This is a genomic window from Halobacillus amylolyticus (genome assembly GCF_022921115.1).
GTDB lineage: Bacteria > Bacillota > Bacilli > Bacillales > Halobacillaceae > Halobacillus_A > Halobacillus_A amylolyticus.
The window spans coordinates 369207-386242 of sequence record NZ_CP095075.1 but is presented as its reverse complement, the minus strand read 5'-3'; the positions used below and the strand labels follow the sequence as shown (position 1 = coordinate 386242).

Sequence of the window (17036 nt, the reverse complement as noted above, 5' to 3'; positions counted from 1 at the left end):
ATGTCCCTTCCCCTTATCAAATGAGTAATATAATGACTAACAGCCCACTTAAGACCCCCATCCCCCGCGCTACCTTCTGATGTTTACCTGAAGATTCGATTGCATCATTAAGTTGCAGATCGAGATGATGAAGAGTTAACTTTATTTGCTTCTGTTGCTGAAGGAGATCGTGCTGTCCTAAAGTGCTCCCAAATTGAGCTACTATATCTGAATCCGTTTTTGTTAAGGCATTTCCATGCCCATGCTTTTGAAGCTTCGTTTCCCATAGTTCTGCAAAATTGGTACACGTTTCTTTCTCTGATAATAAGTTGGAAAAAAACTCACAAATGGGAGTGGGGAGCTGGTTTGAGATTCGCTCACATACTTCCCAAAGAGAAGACTGTCCATAAACCATTTCTGCTTCGATCATTTGTAAAGCACTCTTCCATTGCCTAATTTGACCAGGACGTTTTTTAAATTTGGCAGCTATGTCAAATCCAACCCATGTACTAACCGTTAATACGATTAAGGCGCCGATCCAACCCATTGCCAACTCCCCTTCAAAGGAAGTAATTTGCGCTCCTTGCGCGTTAAGAATACGAATAGAGCTTGGCCTATGAGGGGTTAAGCGATTAAGCACAATATATCGATCAAATATCTGATCTGTTATTAATCCGTTTGCAGCCCTCCGCTTCATAACTGTCTCAAGACTGCCCCCATGAATGCTACAAATGACTTTTACTCCTGTAAACGTTGCCTCCCTAACTGCTTCAGCATCCTTTTCTCCACCTAATTCGTCTACTAAAATAAGATCAGGGGACATGGAACGGATCATCATCATCATGCCTTCAGCTTTAGGGCAGGCATCCATCACATCTGTCCGTTCCCCAACGTCTAGTTGTGGAATACCTCGGTGACAGGCTGCAAGCTCTGACCGTTCATCAATTAAAGCAACCTTTGATGCCCTTTTTAATGTTGTTCCTGAACCGATGGATTTAGAAAGCTCTCGAAGCAATGTTGTTTTTCCTGAATGAGGGGGACCGATAATTAATGTATTCATCCACTCTCCCCGCATAAGCAAATGTGGCAAGAACTGTTCCGCTCGATTCACAGAAGGACGTGCTATGCGAATATTCATAAATGAAATATGCTTTAATGTGTCAATATCATGATTGATGGTGTTCGCTTTTCCTGCTAATCCAACCCGATGTCCACCTTCAATGGTGATGAATCCCTCTTTTATTTCATCCTGAAGTCGATATAGAGAAAATTGACTAATTTGATTTAATACATAAGTCAAATCGGCTTGCGACAGCTGTAAATTTGGAAATGTATGAACGTCTGTTGAATCTAGCACCTCCAGTCGTTGATGAACCCGTAATCTTATTTCTTGTACACTAGTCCAATCAACATCATTTGATAGGAGAGGTTGATAATGTTCTGGAAACAACCGAATAATCTCTTTCATTCAACCAAAAACTCCTTTTATTGATTTACCTTATATCTATGTACAAGTACATGAGTTATGACAGTTCTCTCTTGAAAAACACACCTTAATCTAGCAAAACTAAGTATAAAAAAAGAGCTACCCCATAAGAGGAGTAGCTCAAGCGTTCTAGTATTGCTTATGCACGTGATACATATTTTCCGTCACTTGTATTAATGAGCAGCACTTCACCTTCATTAATGAAAAACGGAACTTGTACAATGAGACCTGTTTCTAAGGTGGCAGGCTTTGTTCCACCGCTTGCCGTATCTCCCTTAATTCCTGGCTCTGTTTCTGTCACTTTAAGCTCGACGTTATTTGGCAGCTCAACACCAATTGTTTCCGCATGATAGGACTGGATTTGCACTTCCATGTTCTCTTTTAAATAGTTGAGTTGGTCAGAAATTTGTGCGGTTGGCAACTCTACTTGCTCAAATGTTTCAGAATCCATAAAGGCATGCATATCACCCGAAGCATATAAATATTGCATTTTACGGTTCTCAATGTGCGCGCGCTCTACCTTTTCACCGCCACGGAAGGTCTTTTCCTGGATGTTGCCATTTCTAAGATTGCGAAGTTTGGAGCGGACAAACGCAGCCCTTTTCCTGGCTTCACATGTTGAAAGTCCATAACCTGCCAAATATTTCCGTCTACCTCAATGGTTAGTCCTGTTCGAAAGTCGTTTACAGAAATCATTCTATTCCTCCTCTAAAATCGCCCAAGCTTTTTATAATATAATTAATTCTTTTCGAGAATGACTGAGACGTTCATTACCCGTCGTAGTTACGACGGTATCATCCTCAATTCTGCAGCCGCCTACGTTAGGTACATAGATTCCCGGTTCTACCGTCACAACCATACCAGCCTCAAGCATCTGATCAGTTCTAAATGATAACCCAGGGCCCTCATGCACATCTAAGCCAATGCCATGACCTGTAGAATGCCCAAAATATTCACCATACCCTTTTTCCTCAATATAATCACGAGTAAGCGCATCTGCTTCTTTACCGGTAATGCCTGACTTAATGCCTTCCATACCTTTGATCTGTGCCTGTAGTACCGTACTATAAATTTCCTTTAATTCATCACTAATTTCACCTACAGCTACGGTACGTGTAATATCTGAGCAATACCCTTGATAAAGAGCTCCAAAATCTAATGTAACAAGCTCTCCTGATTGTATTTCCTTTTGAGAAGCTACCCCGTGCGGAAGCGCTGAGCGATAGCCGGAAGCAACGATGATATCAAAACTTGAGGAAGTGGCACCTTGTTTTCTCATGAAAAATTCTAACTCGTTAGAAACATCAATTTCCTTCACTCCAGGCTTAATGTAGCCTAAAATATGTTCAAATGCATCATCCGCAATCTTCACAGCATCCTTTAATATAGTAAGCTCCTCATCTGTCTTAATTAAGCGTAACTTTTCAACTAAACCAGAAGTAGGTATAAGTTCCGCGTCTAGCTGCTGACGATAGACATCATATTGAGTGTATGTAACATGGTCCTGCTCAAATCCTAGATTCGTTAAGCCTAACCTTTTAACCTGTGACGCAACCTCCTCATGCATTGGGACCTTATGCTCCACAATAGTAAAGCCTTTCGCTTGTTCTGATGCCTGTTCAGTATACCTAAAATCAGTAATGAAAACAGCATCCCGAGCTGTAATTAAAACAGCACCAGATGAGCCGGTAAAGTTCGTTACGTAGCGGCGGTTTTGACCGCTCATAATGAGTAAACCATCAAGTTTTTGATCCATAATGGCTTGACGCAAATTCTCTAACTTATTCATACTCATTTCTCCCTTCAAATTATAGCCTATGAAACCCACGGATGATAGGCGGCAAACCCCTTACAATCAAATATTCCCCTTTAGGCCTGCCACCTGTGGGATGCACAATAGATAGACCTTTTATAGTCGACTATTATAAGACAAGACTATTTCAGCCTAAACTCCCTAACGTATCAACTAAAGCACTTCCACTTTTCTAATCTTATCATACTCTTTGAATATCATCATTCTGAGGGCTGATTATATTCCTGAAACTCATATGATATCGAATACCCTATAAACACCCCATATAAAACAAATAAACAAATTGTAGTTACAAGTGAGTTAATTGTAAGCTGAGTAAAGTCGGGAACAGCTTGAAATATTGGGTTCATCACATAAAATAGGAGACCGAATAGAATGATCCCCATAATAAAACCTGGCCACATTCCATTTTTTCCTTTTAAAGCGACATAATAAATTAACGCAGTGAGTATGGATAATACGGCAACGATTCCGATAGCCAATATTTCTGCAAGAAGCGTACTTGTCCAGTCTGTTTGCCAGAAGGAACGAAAAACAAAGGTAGCTGCGGATACTTGTGAGAAGTTGAAATAGTACGATATTGAACCAAGTCCACTCCATAATATTCCTGCAATGAAACCAATTAGTAATGTCTTAGAAAGTACACTATGCGGAGGTTCCTGTTTGTTTTGTTCCTCATGTTCCTTTGGTCCTTTTTGTTCTTTTGTTTTGTCAGCCATTGTAATCACCTCATTTTCTATTTTCTCCATTAAGAGCTATTTCATGCCTAAGAGTTTATCTTTTAAAAAGGTAGTGAATCATCAGTTTTTACTGTAAAATAGAAGCAAGAACCTATGAATGAAGTGAGGTTTACGACAAATAGTAAACAACCAGTCTATGGTGAACAACAACTGTTAAAACAAAAAGGTGAGAGTATTGAATATTTTCAGCTTGAAAGGAAACAATCTAAAGTAGCGAGGACATTATCTTTACTTTGGGGAATTACTACCTGAATATAGGCAAACAAGTATAGGTATAGCGTAAAGCATCTAAAATTATTTAACAGTCAGGTACAATCTCTAAGAAACTAGGAACGGCTAAGTCTAATGTTCCTTAAAAAGATGCTAGAACATGATAAAAATAAAGACATAGGTGGTATACACAATAGTAAGGTGTTTCCTATAAAAAATCTAATGCGAAGGAGGGAACTTTAAAAATGTCAAGAAACTGGGGTACTCTTGTTATGTATACGCTTATCACCCTGGCTGTTTTTTATGTAGGGTATCAAATGGTGACAAATCCTTCGTCCTTCCTTTCATCGATTATTATGATGATTGGGATCGCTGTACTAGTATATGGTGCCATTTACTTCCTATTTCTTCGTAATCGGGTCGGAGCAGGTGCAGGCCGAAATAGTAACGAAATGAAAAAATATAAACAAGCGGTCAAACAGTCGAAACAAAAGTATAAATCCCCGGCTCCCGTTAAAAGTAAAGCCAAACCTACACCTAAATTTTCATCTAACACGAAGCAGAAGAAACCAAAACGCAAAAACGCTCCTAATCTACGTGTTATAGAAGGCAATAAAAGCAAAGGAAAAAATCGAGCCTCATTTTAGACGGCTCGATTTTTTTTATTTTTTCCAACGCCATAGAAATTGTTCGGCTTTTTCTTTCCCAATACTTATTAATTTTTCCTTTTGTTCGTTATTCATAAGGAAGTCAGTTGTCTCAATACCTTTGACCGGAATAAAGATGACATCCCGACTAGTATCTTCAGATATATACCTGGCATCATGCGCTTTTTTCATAGTTCGAAATAAGGCATGAAACATTTGTATGGCGTTCTTAATTTTTTGCTCTGGCAGCTCATCGGGAGGGTCGCTTAACTGCATCCCGAGGATTGGCCGTTTCCGCTTCCCATGCTCATTTTCAAACAGCCATATGGGGAAATTACTGAGAACACCCCCATCTACTAGCAATGACTTTCCCTTCTTTCCGTGGAGCTTAACAGGCATAAAAAAATAGGGCAGGCCTGCACTTATTCGCGCTGCTTTGGCGACTGAAAATGTACTTGGATCAATGCCGTACAAATCCTTCAGGTCATCAGGAATGACGACCATCTTTCCTAAAGTTAAGTCAGAACAGATCACCTTCAAGCTTCCACTGGGTAGATCTGCGAAAGTACGAACTCCTTTTTGCTCAAGCCATTTCTCTAATATATTCTCTAAACGGTTGCCCTTATATAGTCCCATACGAAAATAGAGCAAAAGCCACTTTGAAAATGGGAAAATACGTTCAGGAAGCGGTTCATCAGTCAGTTTTTCCAGTGATAGATCGAACAAGATCTTCTTTAGATCTTTAGCCTGATACCCTGAAGCAATTAGGCAAGCTATAATCGCCCCGGCAGATGTCCCTGCAACTCTTCGAAAATGGTAGTCATTCTCATCCAACACTTCGAGAGCCCCAATAAATGCTAATGCTTTCACACCACCGCCTGAAAACACCCCGTCTATATTTATACGATCACCCCGCTTATTACATATATAAACGGGAAAAGTGCCGGATAGAACAAAATAATGAACAAAAAAGACGCAACCACCTGCGTCTCATTTTTGTTCATTATTTTGTTCTTCATTTTTCTGTTGGACAGCTCGAAGATCCTCAACTCGGGCAACGTTTTCTTCAAAATACTGAACTAAATCTCCAATGCGGTCAATTGAATCCCAACTTAAATGATGTTCAATTCCTTCCACATCGTCATAAATTTTATCATCATCCACTCCAATGATTTCGAGAAACTGTTCGAGAAGGTCGTGACGGTAGACCAAACGTTTCCCCACTTTTTTCCCCTTTGGAGTTAAAATAAGTCCGCGATATTTTTCATAGTTTAAGTATTGATCACGATCTAATTTTTGAACCATTTTAGTTACTGAGGATGGATGCACTTGAAGGTTTTCAGCAATGTCAGACACTCGTGCATATCCTTTATCTTCGATTAAGATATAAATTTGTTCAATATAATCTTCCATGCTTGGTGTTGGCATGTTAAACCCCCAATATTGCCTGTGTTATGCAGGTTGCTTCATAAAAATGATACACTAGTTTCTTTTCTCTGACAAGCAGCCTACTCAACAAAAAACAGACGACCAGTCACCGCTGATCGCCTGTTGCTCTTTATATATCCAGCCCAAATGGTCAAGCCATTTACTCTCGCTTTATAACCCACACTTCAACTGTGCATTACAATTTGTACATGTGTTACAGCCGCCGATGTCCTCAACGGTTCCTTTTCGGCAAACCGGACATGTGTCACCAACTTCTGATCCAATGGTTACCTTCGTTTTTTCTAATTCATGGACCGTATCCATTAGAACAACACGTGGTTTCCTATCCTCATCAAATTCAAATTCGGTCTGTTCTCCGTCAAAATCATTTTCTTCTGCTTTAAGCGTCAGAACTTGACTATCACGACTTCCATCAACATAAACCGTGCCGCCTTTGGCCCCGCCATGATATAAACGCTGATATACTTGTTCTACTTGCTCAACGGTGTACCCTTTTGGTGCGTTCACCGTTTTTGAAATCGAACTGTCTACCCAGCGCTGGATCACACACTGTGTATCCGCATGGGCTTCGGGAGCCATCGTCATAGCTGTAACGAACCAGTCTGGGAGATTGTCCGGGTCTTGGTCAGGATGCTTGTCCAAGTATTCTTGAACGATATCGGCTTTTACTTCGATAAACTTACCAAGACGCCCGCTTCTGTAATAAGAGAAGGAGAAGTATGGCTCGAGTCCTGTACTTACACCTACCATCGTTCCTGTACTACCTGTAGGGGCTACAGTTAACAAGTGAGAGTTACGGATTCCGTATTTGATTACATCTTCACGAATATCTTCAGGCATATCCCGCATATAACCAGTCTCAACAAACTGTTGTCTCAACTGCTGTGTTTCCACCTCGGTCTCGCCTTGTAGAAATGGGAAGCTGCCTTTTTCTTTCGCCAAATTAATGGACTCACGATAAGCCGTTGTTGCAATCACTTCAAAGATTTCATCAACGAGTTTATTTCCCTCTTTAGAGCCATACTCTGTCTCACAATAAATAAGCAAATCGTGAAGCCCCATTACACCTAAACCAACACGGCGCTCACCCAAGGCCTGCTTCTTGTTTTCTTCAAGGAAGTAAGGTGTCGCATCGATAACGTTATCCTGCATGCGTACGCCTGTCGCAACTGTTTTTCTCAACTTGTCAAAATTAACTTTCTTCGCTTCCTTGTCGGCAACAGAAGCTAAGTTTACTGCTGCTAAATTACAGACAGAAAAAGGCGCTAACGGTTGTTCCAATTTGTTACCCATAAGGCTTTTTATCCTTATGTTCTAACAGTTGAATTTCTGTTAGTTCAGCATATCTTTTAACAACGTTCTAATAAACATGTTGTTTTGCGGCCTCGTGGATGGATTATATTCTAGTTCTCCACTAGTTTCACCATCTATGCGTTGCCCCTGACCAAGTTGTTAAACAAGGCCTTCGGTTCGGGTTCCCGTCTCAGGGTCCCTGCTTCATTCCGCAATGATTTACATGAGGCAAACTAAGCAACTTTACCACATGGGTTGGTAGCTACAACCTTTTGACCATAAGCACTCGCGTTTGTTTTTTCATTGGCATTGTCAATAAAGAAAATACCAGGTTCAGCAGAGTACGTCGCACATATATTAATTAATTTCCAAAGTTCTGCGGCTTTGACTGTGCGATATGTTTTCACACCAAATCCTTTTGCTTCCCATTCACGTACATCTCCACTCTCCTGCCATTCTGCATTGTAAATGGCCATTTCCTCTTTTGAGTAGGCTTCCACATCTGGGAAACGCAGGTGATAATCCTGGTCGTTTTCTACTGCTTCCATAAATTCTTTTGTAATACAAACAGATATGTTCGCCCCTGTTAAGAATTCGGGGTTATGGACGGTGTATGTTCCGCCGGTTTGCAGTTTTTCCTCTGCTTCGCGCAGGCTGCTTTCTGTGAATCCACCTTGACCCGGCATGGTTTTATAATTAACTACGCTTTGATACAGGTCTTTCTCCGTTTCCGTTAACGGGGTAAATTTTAGTTTTTCTTCTGCCAGTTCCTTAATTTGTTCATCTTCGGTATTTTCAATTAAAAATCTTAAAATACGTGGATTCTGCATTTTCGAAATGATGAATTCAACGATGTCAGGATGCCAATCTGATAACATAATCATTTGTGCCCCACGTCTTGATCCGCCTTGCTCAACTAAATGAGTTAACTTAGCAATATCATCTAACCAGGATACAGAACCTGACGACTTGCCATTAACCCCCTAGCCAGCGTATTACGGGGCCTTAGGGTTGAACCGTTTGTGCCGACACCACCACCGCGCGACATGATTTCCATTACCTGCTTACGATGGTCAGATATCCCTTCGCGAGAGTCTTGAATATAAGGCATTACGTAACAGTTAAAATAGGTCACATCCGTGTTTGACCCCGCTCCATAGAGAACTCGTCCCGCTGGAATAAAATTGAGGTTCGAGAGCTCTTCATAAAAGGCCTTGAAGCTTTGCTCTCTCTTCTCGGCATCCACTTCAACGGCTGATAATCCAGTTGCATTCCTTAAAGCAATCTGTTCATAGAAGACTTCTAGTGGTTTATCAATAGTATCAAGATTTCTCGTGATCACACCTGTTTCGCGCTCTTCTTCTTTATCGAGCACATTGATGAACTCTTCCTCTACTTTAACTTTTGCCCTGTGATGTTCCCAATCGATCGATTCAATAAAACCAAAACCTCGCGCAGGGAATTTCGGGTCATCCTTAACAGTAAGAACAACGAAATCGCCTTCTGACAACGTCAGCCTTTCTGTATCTTTGAATGCATAGCGGTCTAACATTACTAACCGCGATACTCCGCTATGTGTTAAGTGCATATCTGGTGTTATTTCGTGCACTTGATCAAATTGGCGAATATCCGCATTCAGCCGATCCACATTTAATCTTGCTGGCGTACTGCCTGTGGTTGTTGTCTGCATGTATACCTCTCCTTTTCGACTTTCATGTTGCCTATTCAAAGCTGATAGTGTTGTTAAATTAATATCTATAGGTAACATACCACATTTACAAAATGTTAATCAATATATTGTACTCATTTCTAAGTAATCTACCCATATATTGTGTTTCGATCAACTTCGAGCAATTTTGTCAATCTACTAATTTTACAAAAACAAAAGAAAAACTTAGCTAATAAGAGAACACCCCTGATTTTTTATAACTCTTTCACTTTTTTATCTGTTGCATCATCACACATGTATAAAATGCCTAAACTAAGGCCTTGAATCCGGTAACAGAATCTACATATTTTTCATTTTCATTTCATGTGTTGTAAAAATACTTTGAAAACCTACGCATTCCCTCATATAATAGATAGGGGAAGAGGGGGTATGTAGAGAATGGAACTTTGGATTTTATTAGGTGCCGTTGTATTTTTAATTGCATTCGGCGTGTTCCGATTTATAAAGGCAAATAAAGTATTGACTACATTAACAGAGGATGAATTCCGTCAAGGATATAGAAAGGCACAATTAATTGATATACGGGAACCAAAAGAATTCGATGGCGGCCATATTTTAGGTGCACGAAATATTCCTCTATCACAATTAAGAAATCGCTTAGTTGAAATTCGTAAAGACAAGCCTGTGTATCTTTATTGTCAAAATGGATCACGTTCCTCAAGAGCTGCACTTATGTTGAATAAGAAAGGGTACACAGATCTTAATCAATTAAAAGGCGGCTTTAAAAAATGGACAGGCAAAATTAAAACTAAAAAGTAAAGGAAAGACGCTGCTCAAAAAGGCAGCGTCTTTTTTGTTAATCTTCTTTGATATAACGTAATATCGGTTTTCTCGCAGCTGTGGTCTCATCCATCCGGCTGACAACCGTTGTATGAGGAGCCTCCTGAACCTTCTCAGGGTCCTCCTTAGCCTCACGCGAAATTTGGATCATCGCATCAACAAATGCATCAAGCGTCTCTTTTGATTCTGTTTCTGTTGGTTCAACCATCAGAGCTTCCTCCACGTTGATTGGAAAGTAGATAGTTGGTGGGTGATACCCAAAGTCAAGCAACCGTTTAGCGATATCAAGTGTACGCACCCCGAGTTTTTTCTGTCGTTTACCTGACAACACAAATTCATGTTTACAATGCTGGTCAAACGGTACTTCGTATTCTTCTTGAAGTCTGCGCATCATATAATTTGCATTCAGCACCGCATACTCACTTACTTTCCTTAAACCTTCAGCTCCCATTGTGCGGATATACGTGTAAGCACGAACATTAATACCGAAGTTTCCATAATAAGGCTTCACTCGTCCGATTGATCGTGGCCGATTCTCCTCAAATACAAATGAGTCATCACGTTTCTTTAAGATCGGCTTAGGCAGGAATGGTTCAAACTCTGCTGTCACACCGACAGGGCCTGATCCCGGCCCCCACCACCATGTGGGCCTGTAAATGTTTTGTGAAGATTAAGGTGAACGACATCAAAGCCCATATCTCCAGGACGGGCGTAGCTCATAATGGCATTAAGATTCGCTCCATCATAGTACAGCTTCCCGCCTGCTTCATGGATGATCGCAGCCATCTCTTCAATGTCCTCTTCAAATAAGCCGAGCGTATTCGGGTTTGTAAGCATAAGGGCCGCTGTTTTTTCATCGATTACACGCTTCAAATCTTCTAGATCAACGAGTCCTCGCTCATTTGTTTTAACTGTAACCGCTTCAAACCCTGCTACCGTTGCTGAAGCTGGGTTCGTTCCGTGAGCCGAATCCGGCACAATGACTTTAGTTCGTTCATAGTCGCCATTTCCCTCATGAAATGCACGGATCATCATTAAGCCAGTCCATTCCCCATGGGCGCCTGCTGCCGGCTGTAAAGTTACTGTATCCATACCGGTAATTTCAGCTAGTGTCGTTTGCAGATCATACAGTAGTTCAAGGGCTCCCTGAACGGTCTCAGGTGCTTGGTATGGATGAATGTGGCTGAAGCCGGCTAATCTAGCAACATCTTCATTCATTTTCGGATTATATTTCATCGTACATGAACCTAATGGATAAAATCCAGAATCTACTCCATGGTTTCGCTTAGATAACGCAGTGTAGTGGCGCATGATCTGCAGTTCGCTTACCTCGGGCAGATCGGGTTCATTTTTTCTAATGTAGGTCTCCCCTAACTGCTCATCCACATTCGTTTCAGGCACATCTAACTCAGGTAAGCTGAAGCCTGTACGACTCTCTTGACTCAATTCAAATATTAGTGGAAAGTCTTGATTAGCCATGAATATCCCCCAGTTCTTTAACGAAAAGATCGATTTCTTCCTTCGTACGAATTTCTGTAATTGCAACAAGCATGTGCCCTGCTAAATTGTCGAAGTTTTTTCCAAGATCGTACCCACCAATGATTCCTTTTTGTAAAAGCTTCTTATTTACTTCTTCAAGATGATCGCCAATGTTTACGACAAGTTCATTAAAAAATGCTCCTTGATAAGCAATGGGAAATCCAGCAGACTCTAGCTGCTGCTTCATGTACGCCGCCTTTTGCATGTTCATCCAGGCCATTTTTCTTAATCCTTGTTTCCCAAGGGATGACATGGCTACTGATGAAGCTAACGCATTTAACGCCTGATTTGAACAGATATTTGAAGTCGCCTTGTCACGACGAATGTGCTGCTCACGAGCTTGCAGTGTTAAAACGAACCCTCTTCTGCCCTCTTCATCCTTGGTCTGGCCGACTAAACGCCCTGGTACTTTACGCATAAGTTTCTTGGTTGTAGCAAAATAACCACAATGAGGTCCACCGTATTGGGCGGGGATTCCAAATACTTGAGCATCCCCGACAACGATATCGGCCCCGAATTCACCCGGTGGCGTGAGATATCCTAGGGATAATGGATTGCTTGAGGTGATCAGCATTGCTTTCTTTTGTGTATCTACAATAGAACGCACCTGCTGAAGTGGTTCTACTTGTCCGAAAAAGTTAGGGTATTGTACAACTACACTAGCCGTATCTTCATCCAACTCTTTTTCTAATTGATCAAGGTCTGTTACACCATCTTTATGATCGATTTCAACAACCTCTACCCCAGGTCCTTTGACGTATGAATGGATAACCGCCATCGACTCTGGGTGGATCGCTTTTGAGACGAGCACTTTCTTCTTCTTCGTTTGTCCAGCCGAAAGGTTAACCGCTTCAGCAAGAGCTGTTCCACCGTCATACATGGATGAGTTAGCCACATCCATTCCTGTAAGCTCACAAATCATTGTCTGAAATTCAAATATCGCCTGAAGCTCCCCTTGGGAGATCTCTGGCTGATAAGGTGTATAGGCTGTATAAAATTCAGATCTTGAAATGACGTGATCGACAATAGAAGGAATATAGTGATCGTACACACCAGCCCCTAGAAATGAGGTATGTGATTTCAGATTGACATTTTGCCCAGCAAGCTGTGTGAGTTCCTTCATAAGTGCAAATTCGTTTTTGGGAGCTTTGATATTTAAATCGCCTTTATAGCGTACATTTTCAGGTATATCTGCAAACAGCTCGTCTGTTGACTTGACACCAACTGTTTCCATCATCTGTTGTTTATCGCGTTCAGTCATCGGTAAATAACGGAATTCCATAACTCTTCCCCCTCATTCTTATCGTTTATAAAAAGGTGTTTTGACAACTTTTGCTTGCAACTTACGTTTACGTACTACAACAGTGACTTCTGTCCCCTCGTCTGTATATTCACTATCCAGCAGAGCAAGACCGACATTCTTTCCTAGTGTCGGTGATTGTGTCCCCGTTGTGACAAATCCAATCGACTTCTCACCATCTAATATTTCATAATGGGTACGCGGGATGCCTTTGTCGATCATTTCAATACCGACTAGCTTGCGTGCTGTTCCCTCTTCTTTTTGCTTTTTCAGTACTTCTTTACCAATAAAATCTGCATCTTTCTTCACTCGCACAGCAAAAGAAAGTCCTGCTTCAATTGGCGTGATTTCAGAACTGAGTTCTTGGCCATATAATGCCAAGTTAGCTTCAAAACGCAGCGTATCACGAGCACCCAGCCCAATTGGCTGCACCCCGAAAGCTTCACCTTCAGATAAAATTGCCCGCCACAGGGCCGGACCTGATGCAGCAGGAAGATAAATTTCAAAGCCATCTTCACCTGTATAACCGGTACGTGAAACGATGGCCTTATCTTCAACACCGCTGAACGAAACATCCTGCAAGAAACGGAAAAATTTAATCGAAGACAGATCTGCAGTTGTCAGTTGCTGCAATGCCTGTTCTGCCTGTGGCCCCTGAAGTGCAAGTTGAACGTAATCATCAGAGACATCTGTGATGGTCACTTCTCCTTTTTGATGATCCTTAAGCCACTGCACATCCTTATCACGATTTGCTGCATTGATGACAAGAAGATAATAATCTGTAGCTAACATGTAAACAATTAAATCGTCCACCGTGCCACCATCTTCATAGCACATAATCGTATATTGTGCTTTTCCCGGCTCAAGCTTTGACACATCGTTGGTTAACATCCCTTGTAAATAGTCAAGACTGTCTTTTCCTTTTACCGTGACCTCTCCCATATGGGAAACATCAAAAAGGCCTGCCTTTGTACGAGTCGCTTCATGCTCCTTTTTAATACTTGAAAAATGGACAGGCAAATCCCATCCTCCAAAATCAATCGTTTTCGCTTCTAACCTCTTATACTCAGAAAAAAGGGGGGTACGCTTCAATTCAGTCATCCTATCACTCCTATAAGATCTAATTAAGCATAAAAAAAGAGACTCTACCGCTTTATCGGGAGTCTCTGTCCGTTTCACCAGAAAGTTTGGCGTTTTTAAAAACGTACACAATGACGTTTTCGTCCGCTTGCTTCTTGGGTGGTTTACCTATCGTAAACACTCTCCAGAGTTGCGTCCTACAAAGGTCTTTTTGCCTGAGAGATTCGCAATCATTGATTGCTTGCTCCTTCGGCGCCACAAAAGTAGTCTCTCCCCTTGCAATCATCCGCTACTAGTATTTTCTTAGATTAATTTGGGCATACTAACCTGTAAAGCTATGTGACAAACTATCTTAAATTTCTGCTTCATTATACCATAGCCTACCATAAGAACGAATGCCGATTTCAAATTTATATGAATTCTTTTTATTATTAGTATAGGAGTTGATCAAATGGTTGAGACACATTACGACCAAGACTATATACTCTCTCTGTCAGAGAACCTTGCTCAACCCGATTCCCTTTGTTCATGGAACGAGTTTAAGCTCGGCTACAAGGCTTTAGAATATCGGTCCATCCCAGAGTTTAATGGATTACTATCCCCAAAACATCTGCCCCATGTTAATTTTCTAGATCATCAAATCGATGCATGTGAAAAGGTTGTCCATGAAATGAATGGACGAGCTATTCTTGCTGACGAAGTTGGACTTGGAAAAACACTGGAGGCAGGCCTTATTTTAAAAGAGTACATGATTCGAGGAATGGCAAAGAAGGTTCTCGTCTTAACTCCCGCTTCCCTCGTAAATCAGTGGGTTCAAGAATTAAACGAGAAATTTTATATTCAGGCCTTTTCTCCCCGAAAGAAACAGGCAGCCTGGCAGGATTGGGATATTACTGTAACATCGATTGATATGGCTAAAAGAGAAGCTCACAAGGAGGAAATTTTGTCGATCCCTTATGACTTGATTATTATTGACGAAGCTCACAAATTAAAAAATCATCAAACAAAAAATTACCAATTCGTCAAGCAATTAAAAAAAACATATTGTTTATTACTTACAGCTACACCTATCCAAAATAATTTGAGTGATTTATTCAATCTAGTTTCCATCTTGAAACCCGGATACCTTGGTGATTTAACGACTTTTAAAAAGAAATATCGTAAAACGTCCCTTGAACATTCCGGTACCCACCAGCATATCCATTCCTTACTCAGTAAGCTGATGATTCGTAACCGCAGGAAAGATACAGGGCTTGATTCATCAAAACGACACGTGACAAATGTCCGTCTTACTTTTACTGATGAGGAAAAGAAAATGTACGAAGAGCTTGCAGCCTTAAAATCCAACTCTCCTTCTTTCACATGGCTGACGTTAGCAAAAGAACTCTGTTCGACAAGAGAAGCTTGTTATATGTCATTACAATCCATGCAGAACAAACAAGAAGGCAAATCTACCATGTTGGCAGAACTAATCGATCGTTTAGGCACACTTCCCCACCACGTTAAAGCAAAACGGGTCGTTGAAATCATGGATAAATCTGCTGAAAAGTTCATTATTTTCACAGAATATCGGGCCAGTCAATTTTATTTACAATGGTATCTGCAACAACATGGGATTACCTCTGTTCCTTTTAGTGGCAAATTTAATAAGAGTAAACGTGACTGGATGAAACATCTCTTTAAAACAAAGGCGCAAGTCATGGTGACCACAGAAGCTGGGGCTGAAGGCATTAACCTGCAATTTTGCAACAATATGATCAACTATGACCTACCATGGAATCCGATGCGCCTTGAGCAACGGATTGGCAGAATACATCGCTTCGGGCAGGAGAAAGACGTTCATATTTATAATTTTGCGATTGAAAACACCATTGAGGATCAAATATTGAACCTTTTATATGAAAAAATCGAGATATTTAAACAGGCTGTCGGAGACCTTGACCATATTTTAGAACATATACCCGGCGGCAGCTTCGACGACCAGATTCAGTCAATTATGAAGCAATCAGAAAGTCAGGGAGAAATGAACATTAAATTAAATAACCTTGTCAGCTACGTTGAATATACCGTAAATGAGCGGAGGGAATTAAGTTGACAGCTAGTATGTATTTTCAATTTGCTAAAGACTTTTTTACAACTCATGGATGCACCATTACCGAGAAAAGTAACAAGTCTATGCATATCCAGCTTACAAATGACATGGATGAAGCACTTATGAATCGGCCATTTTATTGGCACTATATGAAAAAGATGAACCGGGTGGGAGAGGCAATGAGCCTAACTTTCACGGATGGAATTATGGAGGAAGATAGTGGAATCCATCTCCACGCAGGAACGCCAAAGCTTCATCAAATGTACCAGTTAGCTATTGACCGCTCCTACTCGACAAGACTTTATGAATATCTTCCTTCCCTGTCAGTGAATCAAGCCCTGCATCCGTGGTTGGTGTTGAATATAAAAGTGACCTACCGTGGCAAGCAAACGCGTGACGAAATTCTATCTATTGGATTAAATCTAATTAACGGTGCACTGATCACAAAAATGATGGACAAGATTTGGGAGATTGATTTTCAATCAACTGTATCAGATTTCAGCTTCCCAATGACACCCATCGTACGTATCGAAAGCGGCTATCAGCGCATTATTCGATATGCAAATGAACGTCTTACTTCTTTAGACGATCAATGGGAAGTGCACTCATTACATCAACTAAAGGATGAAAAAGATTTACTGCATCGCTTTTTTACATCAGATGACGTTGATGAAGAATATTATGAAAAAGAACTTGAACAGCTTGATGTAAGGTATAAACCAAGAATTTCAATACAAATTGCAAATGGCGGATTATTTTATTTATCACAGCAAACCAGCCAACAATTATTTCAGCAATGAACATTTGCTTCAGGTGCTTTGGCCAGTCATGAGATAGATCTCAGAACAATCCCATTTCGTTTATTTCCTAATACAAAACAAAAAGAGGCTCATGCCCTG

Annotated in this window: 12 protein-coding genes, 4 pseudogenes and 2 riboswitches; of the genes and pseudogenes, 5 read left to right on the top strand and 11 right to left on the bottom strand. The window is 40.8% G+C overall.

Annotated features, from left to right (window positions below; all coding sequences use genetic code 11):
* Positions 1-16: 16 nt before the first annotated feature.
* The 4 genes and pseudogenes from spoIIIAA to MUO15_RS02060 form a co-directional block, all read right to left on the bottom strand.
* On the bottom strand, positions 17-1447 hold the full coding sequence (spoIIIAA, locus tag MUO15_RS02075; protein ID WP_245033105.1) for a stage III sporulation protein AA: 1431 nt from the start codon (positions 1445-1447) through the stop codon (positions 17-19).
* Positions 1448-1604: 157 nt separating this feature from the next.
* A pseudogene (efp, locus tag MUO15_RS02070) lies at positions 1605-2161 on the bottom strand (elongation factor P).
* Between the two features lie 31 nt (positions 2162-2192).
* On the bottom strand, positions 2193-3254 hold the full coding sequence (locus MUO15_RS02065) for a M24 family metallopeptidase (protein ID WP_245033103.1): 1062 nt from the start codon (positions 3252-3254) through the stop codon (positions 2193-2195).
* A gap of 224 nt (positions 3255-3478) precedes the next feature.
* Positions 3479-3997, bottom strand: a complete 519-nt coding sequence (locus tag MUO15_RS02060) for a YqhR family membrane protein (protein WP_245033101.1) — start codon at positions 3995-3997, stop codon at positions 3479-3481.
* A gap of 114 nt (positions 3998-4111) precedes the next feature.
* On the opposite strand from MUO15_RS02060, the gene MUO15_RS02055 reads away from it, so the two are divergent.
* Positions 4112-4270, top strand: a complete 159-nt coding sequence (locus MUO15_RS02055) for a hypothetical protein (RefSeq protein WP_245033099.1) — start codon at positions 4112-4114, stop codon at positions 4268-4270.
* A gap of 203 nt (positions 4271-4473) precedes the next feature.
* On the top strand, positions 4474-4875 hold the full coding sequence (locus MUO15_RS02050; RefSeq protein WP_245033097.1) for an SA1362 family protein: 402 nt from the start codon (positions 4474-4476) through the stop codon (positions 4873-4875).
* A gap of 15 nt (positions 4876-4890) precedes the next feature.
* On the opposite strand, the gene MUO15_RS02045 is transcribed toward MUO15_RS02050, so the two are convergent.
* The 4 genes and pseudogenes from MUO15_RS02045 to MUO15_RS02030 all read right to left on the bottom strand — a co-directional run.
* Positions 4891-5763: a patatin-like phospholipase family protein gene (locus MUO15_RS02045; RefSeq protein ID WP_318036185.1), complete on the bottom strand. Its 873-nt coding sequence runs from the start codon at positions 5761-5763 to the stop codon at positions 4891-4893.
* Positions 5764-5865: 102 nt separating this feature from the next.
* On the bottom strand, positions 5866-6303 hold the full coding sequence (gene mntR / locus MUO15_RS02040; RefSeq protein WP_245033095.1) for a transcriptional regulator MntR: 438 nt from the start codon (positions 6301-6303) through the stop codon (positions 5866-5868).
* A 171-nt stretch (positions 6304-6474) separates the two neighbouring features.
* Positions 6475-7602 (bottom strand): annotated as a pseudogene (locus tag MUO15_RS02035) (vitamin B12-dependent ribonucleotide reductase); the annotation flags it as partial.
* Positions 7603-7862: 260 nt separating this feature from the next.
* Positions 7863-9307: pseudogene (locus MUO15_RS02030) on the bottom strand (vitamin B12-dependent ribonucleotide reductase); the annotation flags it as partial.
* Between the two features lie 417 nt (positions 9308-9724).
* Here MUO15_RS02030 and MUO15_RS02025 point away from each other — a divergent pair.
* The gene (locus MUO15_RS02025; protein ID WP_245033093.1) at positions 9725-10105 is read left to right on the top strand and encodes a rhodanese-like domain-containing protein; all 381 of its coding nucleotides are present in this window, start codon (positions 9725-9727) and stop codon (positions 10103-10105) included.
* A 37-nt stretch (positions 10106-10142) separates the two neighbouring features.
* Here the strand turns inward: MUO15_RS02025 and gcvPB are convergent.
* From gcvPB to gcvT, 3 genes and pseudogenes are all read right to left on the bottom strand, one after another.
* Positions 10143-11605 (bottom strand): annotated as a pseudogene (gene gcvPB / locus MUO15_RS02020) (aminomethyl-transferring glycine dehydrogenase subunit GcvPB).
* Positions 11598-12947, bottom strand: a complete 1350-nt coding sequence (gene gcvPA / locus MUO15_RS02015; protein WP_245033091.1) for an aminomethyl-transferring glycine dehydrogenase subunit GcvPA — start codon at positions 12945-12947, stop codon at positions 11598-11600. The pseudogene gcvPB and the gene gcvPA overlap by 8 nt, the downstream one beginning before the upstream one ends.
* Before the next feature lie 18 nt (positions 12948-12965).
* Positions 12966-14066, bottom strand: coding sequence for a glycine cleavage system aminomethyltransferase GcvT (gene gcvT / locus MUO15_RS02010; RefSeq protein WP_245033089.1), 1101 nt, complete (start codon positions 14064-14066; stop codon positions 12966-12968).
* A gap of 63 nt (positions 14067-14129) precedes the next feature.
* Positions 14130-14235: riboswitch (glycine riboswitch) on the bottom strand.
* A 3-nt stretch (positions 14236-14238) separates the two neighbouring features.
* Positions 14239-14331: riboswitch (glycine riboswitch) on the bottom strand.
* 165 nt (positions 14332-14496) lie between these two features.
* Between gcvT and MUO15_RS02005 the strand changes: the two genes are divergently transcribed.
* Positions 14497-16140 carry a DEAD/DEAH box helicase gene (locus MUO15_RS02005; protein WP_245033087.1) on the top strand — a complete coding sequence of 548 codons (1644 nt, stop codon included), beginning with the start codon at positions 14497-14499 and terminating at the stop codon, positions 16138-16140.
* Positions 16137-16937: a YqhG family protein gene (locus MUO15_RS02000; RefSeq protein WP_245033085.1), complete on the top strand. Its 801-nt coding sequence runs from the start codon at positions 16137-16139 to the stop codon at positions 16935-16937. The genes MUO15_RS02005 and MUO15_RS02000 overlap by 4 nt, the downstream gene beginning before the upstream one ends.
* Positions 16938-17036: the final 99 nt, after the last annotated feature.